The sequence below is a fragment of the Streptomyces mesophilus genome (assembly GCF_011044995.1).
Taxonomy (GTDB): domain Bacteria; phylum Actinomycetota; class Actinomycetes; order Streptomycetales; family Streptomycetaceae; genus Streptomyces; species Streptomyces mesophilus.
In genome coordinates this window covers 20838-32321 of sequence record NZ_JAAKZW010000078.1, presented here as the reverse complement: position 1 = coordinate 32321, position 11484 = coordinate 20838, and the positions used below count along the sequence as shown (strand labels likewise).

The 11484-nt window shown below is 70.9% G+C and carries 12 protein-coding genes; 9 read left to right on the top strand and 3 right to left on the bottom strand.

The annotated features are described in order from the left end of the window. Positions 1–53 precede the first annotated feature (53 nt). Complete coding sequence (locus tag G6045_RS19645; RefSeq protein ID WP_165333304.1) at positions 54–1850, bottom strand: AMP-dependent synthetase/ligase; 1797 nt, start codon at positions 1848–1850, stop codon at positions 54–56. A 348-nt stretch (positions 1851–2198) separates the two neighbouring features. On the opposite strand from G6045_RS19645, the gene G6045_RS19640 reads away from it, so the two are divergent. The 6 genes from G6045_RS19640 to G6045_RS19615 all read left to right on the top strand — a co-directional run bounded on the left by G6045_RS19640 (position 2199) and on the right by G6045_RS19615 (position 7101). Then, positions 2199–2960: a metallophosphoesterase family protein gene (locus G6045_RS19640; protein ID WP_165333303.1), complete on the top strand. Its 762-nt coding sequence runs from the start codon at positions 2199–2201 to the stop codon at positions 2958–2960. A 123-nt stretch (positions 2961–3083) separates the two neighbouring features. Further along, entirely contained in the window at positions 3084–3524 is a 441-nt protein-coding gene (locus G6045_RS19635; protein ID WP_165333302.1) for an SRPBCC family protein, read from the top strand. Positions 3525–3600: 76 nt separating this feature from the next. Next, the gene (locus G6045_RS19630; protein WP_165333301.1) at positions 3601–4719 is read left to right on the top strand and encodes an ArsA family ATPase; all 1119 of its coding nucleotides are present in this window, start codon (positions 3601–3603) and stop codon (positions 4717–4719) included. Positions 4720–4818: 99 nt separating this feature from the next. Then, positions 4819–5250 carry a DUF5304 domain-containing protein gene (locus G6045_RS19625; protein WP_165333300.1) on the top strand — a complete coding sequence of 144 codons (432 nt, stop codon included), beginning with the start codon at positions 4819–4821 and terminating at the stop codon, positions 5248–5250. A 57-nt stretch (positions 5251–5307) separates the two neighbouring features. After that, positions 5308–6261: an ROK family glucokinase gene (locus tag G6045_RS19620; protein WP_165333299.1), complete on the top strand. Its 954-nt coding sequence runs from the start codon at positions 5308–5310 to the stop codon at positions 6259–6261. A 69-nt stretch (positions 6262–6330) separates the two neighbouring features. Continuing rightward, positions 6331–7101 (top strand): endonuclease/exonuclease/phosphatase family protein, encoded by a 771-nt coding sequence (locus G6045_RS19615; RefSeq protein WP_328707829.1) that lies wholly within the window; start codon positions 6331–6333, stop codon positions 7099–7101. A 54-nt stretch (positions 7102–7155) separates the two neighbouring features. On the opposite strand, the gene G6045_RS19610 is transcribed toward G6045_RS19615, so the two are convergent. Then, positions 7156–7803, bottom strand: a complete 648-nt coding sequence (locus G6045_RS19610) for a hypothetical protein (RefSeq protein WP_165333298.1) — start codon at positions 7801–7803, stop codon at positions 7156–7158. Then, positions 7796–8581: an alpha/beta hydrolase gene (locus G6045_RS19605; protein ID WP_165333310.1), complete on the bottom strand. Its 786-nt coding sequence runs from the start codon at positions 8579–8581 to the stop codon at positions 7796–7798. The genes G6045_RS19610 and G6045_RS19605 overlap by 8 nt, the downstream gene beginning before the upstream one ends. Before the next feature lie 201 nt (positions 8582–8782). Here G6045_RS19605 and G6045_RS19600 point away from each other — a divergent pair, with 201 nt between their 5' ends. The 3 genes from G6045_RS19600 to G6045_RS19590 are packed head-to-tail and all read left to right on the top strand — an operon-like array spanning position 8783 to position 11464. Further along, on the top strand, positions 8783–9520 hold the full coding sequence (locus G6045_RS19600) for a lysophospholipid acyltransferase family protein (RefSeq protein WP_165333297.1): 738 nt from the start codon (positions 8783–8785) through the stop codon (positions 9518–9520). A 40-nt stretch (positions 9521–9560) separates the two neighbouring features. After that, positions 9561–10769: a MacS family sensor histidine kinase gene (gene macS, locus G6045_RS19595; protein ID WP_165333296.1), complete on the top strand. Its 1209-nt coding sequence runs from the start codon at positions 9561–9563 to the stop codon at positions 10767–10769. Then, positions 10769–11464, top strand: a complete 696-nt coding sequence (locus G6045_RS19590) for a response regulator (protein ID WP_206343930.1) — start codon at positions 10769–10771, stop codon at positions 11462–11464. Before macS ends, G6045_RS19590 begins: the two co-directional genes overlap by 1 nt. Positions 11465–11484: the final 20 nt, after the last annotated feature.

The window sequence follows — 11484 nt, the reverse complement described above, 5'->3', positions numbered from 1 at the left end:
CCCCCTCATCCGAACTTCGTTCGGATCTGCTCAAACGCCGCAGGGGCTGGATGCTAGCCCCGGTAGATCGCCTCGATCTCGTCCGCGAAGTCCTTCGCCACGACATTCCGCTTGAGCTTCAGCGAAGGCGTCAGATGGCCCGACTCCTCCGTGAACTGGGAGCCGAGGATGCGGAACTTGCGGACCGACTCCGCCTTGGAGACCGCCGCGTTGCCGTCGTCCACCGCGCGCTGGATCGTCGCGAGCAGCTCGGGGTCCTCGCGCAGCACCGCGACGGAGGCCGAGGTCTTGCCGTTCTCGTCGGCCCAGCGGCCCAGGAACTCCTCGTCGAGGGTGACCAGGGCGCCCACGAACGGGCGGCCGTCGCCGACCACCATGCACTCCGCGACGAGCGCGTGCGCACGGATGCGGTCCTCGATCACCGCGGGCGCCACGTTCTTGCCGCCGGCCGTGACGATGATCTCCTTCTTGCGGCCGGTGATCGCGAGATAGCCGTCCTCGTCGAGCGTGCCGATGTCACCGGTGTGGAACCAGCCGTCGGCCAGCGCCTCGGCGGTAGCACCCTCGTTGTTCCAGTAGCCCGCGAACAGGTGCTCGCCGTGCAGCAGCACTTCACCGTCGTCGGCGATACGGATCACCGAGCCGGGCAGCGGCTGGCCGACCGTGCCGATCTTCTGCCGGTCCCACGGGTTGAAGGCTGTGGCCGCGCAGGACTCCGTGAGTCCGTAACCCTCGAGCACGGTGAAGCCGATGCCGCGGAAGAAGTGGCCGAGGCGCTCACCCAAAGGCGCCCCACCCGAGATCGCGTACTCGCCGCGACCGCCGAGCACCGCACGCAGCTTGCTGTAGACGAGCTTGTCGAACGTCTTGTACTTGAGCTTCAGACCGAACGACGGGCCCGACGGGGTGTCCAGGGCGCGGCTGTACGCGATCGCCGTGTCCGCGGCCTTGTCGAAGATCTTGCCCTTGCCGTCCGCCTGCGCCTTGGCGCGCGCCGAGTTGTAGACCTTCTCGAAGACGCGCGGGACGCCGAGGATCAACGTCGGGCGGAACGAGGCGAGTTCATCGGTGAGGTTCTTGATGTCCGGCACATGGCCGAGCTTGATGGGCGCCATCATCGGCGCGACCTGCACCAGGCGCCCGAAGACATGCGCGAGCGGCAGGAAGAGCAGCACCGAGCACTCGCCCGTACGGAACAGGGGGCGCAGCCGCTCCACCACGTTGCCGCACTCCGCGAAGAAGCTGCGGTGGGTCAGCACACAGCCCTTGGGGCGGCCGGTGGTGCCCGAGGTGTAGACGATCGTGGCCGGGTCGTCGGCCTTCGCGACGGCCGCACGCTCGTCGACGGTCTCGTCGCTCACCGAGGCGCCGGACGCGCGCAGCTCATCAAGGCCGCCGCCGCCCTCGATCTGCCAGACGTTCTTCAGGGCGGGCAGCCGGTCGTGCACCGACGCGACGGCCTCCGCGTGGGCGTCGAGCTCCACGACGCAGCCGACCGCGCCCGAGTCGCCGAGGATCCACTGGATCTGCTCGGGCGAGCTGGTCTCGTACACCGGGACCGTGACGGCGCCCGCGCTCCAGATCGCGAAGTCGATCAGCGTCCACTCGTAGCGCGTACGGGACATCAGGCCGACGCGGTCGCCGGGCTGCACGCCCGCGGCGATCAGGCCCTTGGCGGCGGTGCGTACCTCGGCGAGGAAGTCTCTGGCGGTGACGTCCTGCCAAGTGCCGTTCACCTTGCGTCCGATGACCGCGACATCCGGGTGCTGGGTGGCGTTGCGGTGGACGATGTCGGTCAGATTGCCGTCCGCAGGGACCTCGTAAAGGGCCGGAAGGCTGAACTCGCGCAAGACTGCTGCTCCTCATAGGGCGCCGGCGCCACGACGTTGTGTGCTGCGACGGTGCGGTCCAAGATCGGGCAGGTGCTCGGGTGCGTGGGGCACGGGAGCACGACTGGACTGCCCGGACGTTACCCACCGGTATGGACTCTCCGATAGGGGGTCCGGGCCAGATGTTCGCTGCGTCACACGACAAGGCGTTGCAGTTCGCACAGTAGTCGACCCTCCGGGCGACTCGGAAGTAACCGCAGGTCCGGTGGGGGTTCTGTGGGGGACCGGTGCGCTCTGCCCTCCCCCAAGCTCTCAACTTCGTTCGAGCAGGGGGTACCCCCTTCGCTCCGGAGTTCTAGGGTGATCGGCATGCGCGTGCATGTGGTCAGCGACGTACACGGAAACACCGAGGCCCTCGCCCGGGCCGGCGACGGCGCCGACGCCCTGGTCTGCCTCGGTGACCTGGTGCTCTTCCTCGACTACGCCGACCATTCGCGCGGCATCTTCCCCGACCTCTTCGGCACCGAGAACGCCTCCCGCATCGTCGCACTGCGCACGGCCCGCCGCTTCGAGGAGGCACGGGCCTTCGGCGCCTCGCTCTGGCAGGGGCTCGACCGCAACGCCGCCATCGAAAGTGCGGTGCGCAAGCAGTACTCCGAGCTGTTCGCGGCCTTCCCGACCCCGACGTACGCGACCTACGGCAACGTCGACATCCCGGGCCTGTGGAAGGAGTACGCGGGCCGGGGCACCACCGTCCTCGACGGCGAGCGGATCGAGATCGGCGGTCTCGTCTTCGGCTTCGTCGGCGGCGGGCTCAAGTCGCCGATGCGCACGCCGTACGAGATCAGCGATGAGGAGTACGCGGCGAAGATCGAGGCGGTCGGTGAGGTGGACGTGCTGTGCACGCACATTCCGCCGGAGGTGCCGGAGCTCGTGTACGACACCGTGGCGCGGCGCTTCGAGCGCGGCAGCGTCGCGCTTTTGGAGGCGATACGGCGGACCCGCCCCCGGTACGCCCTGTTCGGGCATGTGCACCAGCCGCTGGTGCGGCGGATGCGGATCGGGGTCACGGAGTGCGTCAACGTCGGGCACTTCGCGGGGTCGGGCCGGCCGTGGGCGCTGGAGTGGTGAGCGGGCGCCGTCTCGCCTGCTGAGGCGCGGGACCTGGTGCGGGGCCGGCGCGGTAGCCTTCACGGCGGCGGGTCCACCCCGTCTGCCCCTTGCATTTCGTCCCGTACTGGAGGAGCCACGGCGATGGCGGAACACACCAGCTCGAGCATCACGATCGAGGCGTCGCCCGCCGAGGTCATGGCGGTGATCGCCGACTTCGCCCGCTACCCCGACTGGACCGGCGAGGTGAAGCAGGCGGAGGTGCTCGCGACCGACGCCGCGGGGCGTGCGGAGCAGGTGCGTCTCGTCATGGACGCCGGCGCGATCAAGGACGACCAGGTCCTCGGCTACACCTGGACCGGCGACAACGAGGTCAGCTGGACGCTGGTCAAGTCCCAGATGCTGCGGGCGCTCGACGGCAGCTATCTGCTGACGCCCGCCGGCAAGGGCACCGAGGTCACGTACAAGCTCACCGTCGACGTGAAGATCCCCATGCTCGGGATGATCAAGCGCAAGGCGGAGAAGGTCATCATCGACCGGGCGCTTGCGGGGCTGAAGAAGCGAGTGGAGTCGGGCCCCAAGTAGCGGGTGGGGCCGGGCTCCAAGTAGGGCCCGGCCGGGGCGGGTCGGTGCCGCGGGCGTTCACGTACCGTTCACTGTCATGCGCACCCTCTTCGTCACCGGCCCCGGCGGCAGCGGCCGTACCACCATCGCGGCTGCCACCGCTCGGGCCGCCGCGGCGCAAGGGCTGCGCACTCTGCTGCTCGGCTCCCAGGCCGGGCCGGTCGACGGCGTCACCGTGCGGACGATCGACTCCGCCGCCCATTTCCGTACGGAACTCCTCGCCCTTCAGGACCGGGCCGGCGCCGCCCTCGACATGTTCGGCGCCCAGCGGCTCGACGACGACGAGCTCACGCCGCTTCCCGGGGCCGAGGAACTCGCCCTGCTCACGGCGCTCCGCGACGCCCATCGCGGTGAGGCCCACGACCTCGTCGTGGTCGATCTGCCGCCCACGGAGAAGGCCCTGGCCACCCTCGCGCTGCCCGCACAGCTGCGCCGCTACGTGCGCAGGCTGCTGCCCCCTCAGCGCCAGGCCGCCCGGGCCCTGCGGCCCATGCTGGCCCAGCTCGCGGGTGTGCCCATGCCCGCGCAGTGGCTGTACGAGTCGGCCGCGCAGTGGGACGCGCACCTCGCCGGGGTGCAGTCCGTGATCGAGAGCGAGCACACCGCCGTACGGCTCGTCGCCGAGCCCGGTCCCGCCGGGGTCGACGCCATGCGGTCCGCGGTGAAGGGGCTCGCCCTGTACGGCCTGCCGGTCGAGGCCCTGATCGCCAACCGCGTGCTGCCCAAGGATTCCGCCGACCCGTGGCTGGCCGGGCTCGCCGCCCAGCAGGACAAGGCCCTCGCCGAGTGGCGCACCGACCGTCTGCCGGTGGCCGAGGTGGCCCACCTCGGCCACGACCCGCGCGGCACCGACGACCTGGCGGCCCTCGCGGTCCCGGCGCCCCGCCCCGTACCGCGGCCGGCTTCCTGGCCGATAACCGACCGCCTGGCGGACGACGGGATCCTGGAGTGGCAGATACCGCTGCCCGGAGCCGTGCGCGAGGAGCTCGATCTGGTGCGGCGCGGGGACGAACTGGTCATCACCGCGGGGGAGTTCCGCCGGATCGTGCCCCTGCCGTCCGCGCTGCGCCGCTGCACCGTCGCCGGCGCGGGTCTGAAGGACGGCGGGCTCGGCATCCGTTTCGCGCCCGACCCGGGTCTGTGGCCCCGCGCCTGAGCGGCCTCGTACCGGCCACACCCTGATCCCCGTACCGCCGTTCGGGTACCGTCGAAGGTACGCAGCCACGCACCGTCCGACCCGCCGCAGGAGCCCGTCATGAGTGACACCGAGCGCCCCGCCGACCAGCCCCGAGCGGCCGACGACGACGCATGGGAGCAGGCCTGTGCCGAGGACCTCGCCGCCGAGCAGGCCCGGCGCCGCACCCAGTACGGCACGCCGCCCGGATCCGCCGCCGAGGAACTGCGCCGTCTGGTGGACGCGGTGAGCGAGAAGTTGTCCGGGCTCCAGTCGCCCATCGCCGGGATGGCCGCGCAGGGCGCCGTCAACCAGCTGATCAACCAGGCGAAGTCCGTCGTGGAGCCCGTCATCCAGCGCAACCCCGACGTCTTCGACCACCTCGCGGCCGCAGGCACCGAACTGCTCGCGGCCTACCGTTCGGCGGTACAGGGCCATGAGCGCCGTTGGGCCGAGGAGGACCGTCCGAACAAGAAGGACGAGCCCGGCGGCGACCACATCGACTTGGACTGACGTTCCCCTCAGTTAGGCTTGGGCAGCAGCGGGGCTCGACCGAAAACTGAGGGACACATGGGACTCACCATCGGCGTCGACATCGGCGGCACCAAGATTGCGGCCGGCGTGGTCGACGAGGAAGGCACGATCCTTTCCACCTTCAAGGTGCCGACTCCCAGCACACCCGAGGCCATCGTGGACGCGATCGCCTCGGCCGTGGAAGGCGCGCGAGCCGGTCACGAGATCGTGGGCGTGGGCATCGGTGCGGCCGGATACGTCAACCGCCAGCGTTCGACCGTCTACTTCGCGCCGAACATCGACTGGCGGCACGAGACGCTCAAGGAGAAGGTCGAAGGCCGCGTAGGCCTCCCGGTGGTCGTGGAGAACGACGCGAACGCCGCGGCCTGGGGCGAGTACAAGTTCGGTGCGGGCAAGGGGCATCGCAACGTCATCTGCATCACCCTGGGCACCGGCCTCGGCGGCGGCATCATCATCGGCAACAAGCTGCGCCGCGGACACTTCGGCGTGGCCGCCGAGTTCGGCCACATCCGGATGGTCCCGGACGGTCTGCTCTGCGGCTGCGGCAGCCAGGGCTGCTGGGAGCAGTACGCCTCCGGCAGCGCGCTCGTGCGGTACGCGAAGCAGCGCGCCAACGCCACCCCGGAGAACGCCGAGTTGCTGCTCTCCCTGGGCGACGGCACCCCGGAGGGCATCGAGGGCAAGCACATCTCGATGGCCGCCCGCCAGGGCGACCTGGTCGCGGTCGACTCCTACCGTGAGCTGGCCCGTTGGGCCGGCGCCGGTCTGGCCGACCTCGCCTCGCTTTTCGACCCGTCCGCGTTCATCATCGGCGGCGGACTCTCGGACGAGGGCGAGCTGGTGCTCGACCCCATCCGCAAGTCGTACAAGCGCTGGCTCGTGGGTGGCAACTGGCGCCCGCAGGCCGAGGTGATCGCGGCTCAGCTCGGCAACAAGGCGGGCCTCGTGGGCGCCGCCGACCTGGCACGGGAGCCCGACCCGGTCATGTGATTCCTCGCGTATGGCCGTCGCCCGCCGTGTTCCGTACAGGACCGGCGGGCGCTGTCATATCGTGGCCCGGTGACCGGACAGGCCAAGGCCATCTCGCTGCCCAACTCCCGTACGGAACCGGACGGTTCGTCCGTCGTCAGGGTGCTCTCGTACAACATCCGCTCGATGCGCGACGACACCGCCGCGCTCGCCCGGGTGATCCGCGCCTGCGACCCCGACCTCGTCCTCATCCAGGAAGCCCCGCGTTTCTTCCGCTGGAACAAGAAGCTCGCGCGTCTCGCCAAGGCCTCCAACCTGGTGATCCTCGGAGGCGGCGCACCGGCCGCGGGGCCGGCGCTGCTCTGCTCGCTGCGCGTCACCGTCGAGCGCACCGAGGACGTGCTGCTCCCGCTGACGCCCGGTCTGCACCGCCGCGGCTTCGCCACCGCGGTCGTACGGATCGGCGGTGCCCGGCTCGGCGTCCTGAGCTGCCATCTGTCCCTGCAGACCGACGAACGCTACGACCAGGGCGGGATGCTGCTCGACCGGCTCGCCGGCATGGGCGTGGAGCACACCGTGGCGGGCGGCGACCTCAACGACAAGCCGCACGGCCGTACGTTCAAGCTGCTCGCGGGCGCGCTCCAGGACTGCTGGGCGACGAAGCCCTGGGGCGGCGAGTACACGTCCGAGCCCGCCACGCCGCGCCAGCGCATCGACGCGATCTTCGCCTCGCGCGGTATCGAAGTCCTCGGCTGCGGCGTCCCGTTGGGCCACGCGGGCATCACCGAAGCGGACCTCCTCGCGGCCACGGACCATCTGCCGCTGCTGGCCGCCCTCAGGGTCCCCGCTGATTCGGCCTGACCCGGCACACGGATTCAGCCTGACCCGGGCACACGGTTCAGCCCGGAAAAGACCTCAGACGACCGCGCCGCGCCCCGGGTCGTCGTCCTCGTCCTCGCCGTCTCCCATCCGCATCACGAGCGTCGCGAAGCCGCCCAGGAAGCCGCCGATGCCCAGTGTGGTGAGCCACCACGTCATCGGCCAGCCGAGCAGGATCGCGAGCAGCAGCAGCACGGGGCCGCCGATCACCGCGAGCCAGGCGAACTTGGCCGTCGTATCGGCCTCAGGCAGCGGCGGCGGCTCCGGCGGTACGAAGTGGCCCTCGTCGCTCCCGTCCAGATCGTCGTCCGAGGACTCGGCCACGTCATAGTCCCGCGGCCCCACGCCGGGAGCGAAGACGATCGAGCTGCCCACCGGCTTGTCCGGACCGGCGCGGGCGGGTCCCCGCTCCTGCTCGGCCTCCTCCGCCTCCGCGACCAGGCCCGCGAGATCCTCGACGGACTTGAAGGGCTTGGCGCCCGGCGGATCGGCCGGCTGCGCACCGTATCCGGCGATGATCGCGGCCCAGGCGGCGTCCTCGTCCAGCGGCGCGGGCTCGGGGCCCTGCGCCTGGGGCGACTTGGCCAGCGGATCGCGCAGGGCACCGTCGTTCCGGTCCTGCTGCTCCTGCTCGTCGTGGTCCTCGCGGCTCTCGTCGCGGTCCGCCGCTTCGTGCTCAGCCACCGGCCGTCGTACCTTCCCGGGAATCCTTCGCGTCGGATGCGAGCCGGTCGACGAAGGAGACGCTCTCGTCGAAGATCCGGTCCGCGTCATGGTCCAACGTCGCGACGTGGTAGCTCTGTTCCAGCAGGAGCTCGGTGACGTCCGTGGACGAGACGCGGCCGAGGATACGGGCCGAGTCGGCCGGCGCGACCACATGGTCCTGCGGGCTGTGCAGGAGCAGCAACGGCTGCGTCACCTGCGGCAGTTCGGCGTCGACCAGGCGGGAGAACCGCCGCAGCGAGTGCGCCGCGTGCAGGGGCACCCGGGTGTAGCCGACCTCCTCGGAGCCCTCCTTGGCGATATCGCTCACGACACCCTTGGTGGAGCGCACGAAGTGCCGGGCCACCGGAAGGGCGAAGGCCATCGGGTCGCGCATCTTGTTGAACGGGTTCACCAGGACGATCCCGCTGATCGCGTCGCCGTGCTTGGCCGCGAGCCGCAGCGTCAGGGCGCCGCCCATCGACAGGCCGAAGACGAAGACCTGCGTGCAGCGCTCGCTCAGCGCGCGCAGCTCGCGGTCCACCTCCGCGTACCAGTCCTGCCACCCGGTCAGCGCCAGGTCCTGCCAGCGCGTGCCGTGCCCGGGGAGCAGCGGCAGGGAGACCGTCAGGCCGCGCGCGGCCAGGTGCTCCGCCCACGGGCGCAGCGACTGCGGAGTACCGGTGAAACCGTGGCAGAGCAGGACGCCGACCTCGCCGCCTTCATGGCGGTACGGCTCGGCTCCGGGGAGGACCGGCACCATCGGTCTCCTTCTTCAGGCAGGCTCCGGCACGGTGGGTCCGGAGTCGGGTCGGGAGGTTGCGTTCACGGTACGCGACCGGACCGACACCGACCAGGGCCGTTGTGACCCGGCGCAGCGGCGCGGCCGCTCGTGGCCGGGAAGGAGCGCAGGCCCGGCACGGGTTAAGGTCGACGTGACGATACGAGAAAGGCACCTGCGTTGATCTACGGGTTCATGAAGCTCACCGTCGGCGGGGGCCTGAAGACTGTGTTCCGCCCCTGGGTCGAGGGGCTCGAGAACATTCCTGCCGAGGGGCCCGCGATCCTCGCGAGCAACCACCTGTCCTTCTCGGACTCCTTCTTCCTGCCCGCGGTGCTCGACCGCCGGGTGACCTTCATCGCCAAGGCCGAGTACTTCAACAGCCCGGGCGTGAAGGGCAAGCTCACGGCCGCCTTCTTCAAGGGCATCGGCCAGCTCCCGGTGGACCGCTCGGGGGCCCGCGGCGCCGGTGAGGCGGCCATCAAGAGCGGCATCGACGTCGTCGAGCGCGGCGAGCTCTTCGGTATCTACCCCGAGGGCACCCGCTCCCCGGACGGCCGCCTCTACCGCGGCAAGCCCGGCGGTCTCGCCCGGGTGGCCCTGGCCACGGGTGCGCCGGTGATCCCGGTCGCGATGATCGACACCGAGAAGATCCAGCCGCCCGGCAAGGTGATGCCCAAGCTGATGCGCCCGGGCATCCGGATCGGCAAGCCGCTGGACTTCAGCCGCTATCACGGCATGGAGGGCGACCGGTTCATCCTCCGTTCGGTGACGGACGAGGTGATGTACGAAATCATGAAGCTGTCCGGCCAGGAGTACGTGGACATGTACGCGACGGCCGCCAAGCGGCAGCTCGCGGACGAGGCCAAGAAGAAGGCGGAGCCGGCCAAGGCCGCGGGCAAGGCCAAGGAAAGCTAGACGCGGGAACGGTCCGTCAGGACCGCTGGGGGCGGGGGATATGGCCAAGCGCGAACGCGTCATGCGCATGTCGGTGGAGCTGCCGCTGTGGCGCGCCCTGACGGCGTACCGCATCGGCACGATGGTGTACGCGATCGGCCTCTTCGTCGCCGCGTACGAGGATTTCGCGCGGCCCTGGGTCGCGATCGTCTACTTCGCGGTGCTCTCCGTCTGGACCCTCGCCACCCTGCGCTTCGTCGCGAACGCCGCGGCCTGCACCAAGCGCTTCCTCTTCGTCGACCTGGCGATCTCGCTCACCGGCATCCTGCTCACCCCGGTCGCCGACTCCGCCCAGCGGATCGCCGGCGAGGGGCCGACGCTGCCGTCGATCTGGACGGCCGGCGCCGTCCTCGCGTACGCGCTCAAGGGCGGCTGGCGCTGGGCGGCCGTAGCCTCCGCCCTGGTCGGGGTCGCGAACATCGTCCAGCGGGGCCACCCCAGCCAGGACACCCTGCACAACGTGCTGCTCGTCTGGGTCGCCTCCATAGCGATCGGATACGTGGTGGAGGTCGCCCGGGCCTCCGAGCGCACCCTGGCCCGTGCGCTGGAGATCGAGGCGGCGACCCGTGAGCGGGAGCGGCTCGCGCGCGACATCCACGACAACGTGCTCCAGGTCCTCGCCATGGTCCAGCGCCGCGGCACCGCGCTCGGCGGCGAGGCGGCCGAGCTCGGGCGGATGGCCGGCGAGCAGGAGGTCGCCCTGCGCACCCTGGTCGCGGGCGGTCTGCTCCCGGCGTCCCGGGTCTCGGAGGACGCGCAGCAGGGCGCGTTCGTACGGATCGTCGACGAACCCGACGAGGACCCGGACGATGTCCCGCGGGACATCCGCACCTTGCTCTCCCCGTATGCGGGCTCCCGTGTCACTCTCTCCGAACCGGGCGCACCCGTGCTGCTCGCCCCGGCCGCGGCGCGGGAGCTGGCGGCGGCCGTCGGTGCGGCACTGGACAATGTCCGGATGCACGCCGGCGAGGACGCACGGTCCTGGATCCTCGTCGAGGACTGGACGGACGAGGTGATCGTGACGGTGCGCGACGACGGTCCGGGCATCCCGGAGGGCCGCCTCGCGCAGGCCGAGGGGGAGGGCAGGCTCGGAGTGGCGCTGTCGATCCGCGGCCGGCTGCGCGACATCGGCGGCACCGCCGAACTGATCTCGGTACCCGGGCAGGGTACGGAAGTAGAACTGAAGGTCCCACGGGGGAAGGCGAGTTGATGAGCGAGCAGCAGGTGACCGGCGAGCAGCCGGCGCAGATCAAGGTCATGGTGGTCGACGACCATCCGATGTGGCGCGACGCGGTGGCCCGAGACCTGGCCGCGGAGCCGGGTCTCGACGTGGTGGCCACGGCGGGCGACGGCGACCAGGCGGTACGCCGCGCCAAGGCCGTCGCGCCCGACGTCCTGGTCCTCGACCTGAACCTGCCGCTCAAGCCCGGCGTCCAGGTGTGCAAGGAGCTGGTGGGCGCCAACCCCAAGCTGCGGGTCCTGGTCCTGTCGGCGAGCGGTGAGCACGCGGACGTCCTGGAGGCGGTCAAGTCCGGAGCGACGGGCTACCTCCTCAAGTCGGCCTCCACCGAGGAGCTGATCGACGCGGTCCGCCGCACCGCGGTCGGCGACCCGGTCTTCACCCCCGGCCTCGCGGGCCTGGTCCTCGGCGAGTACCGCCGCCTGGCCTCCGAGCCGGCCCCGTCCAACACGGACGAGCCCAAGGCCCCCCAGCTCACCGACCGCGAGACCGAAGTCCTGCGCCTGGTCGCCAAGGGCCTCAGCTACAAGCAGATCGCCGAACGCCTGGTCATCTCGCACCGCACGGTCCAGAACCACGTCCAGAACACCCTGGGCAAACTGCAGCTCCACAACCGGGTGGAGCTGGTGCGGTACGCGATAGAGCGCGGACTGGACGACGAGTGACGCCGCGGACGGGGAGCGGA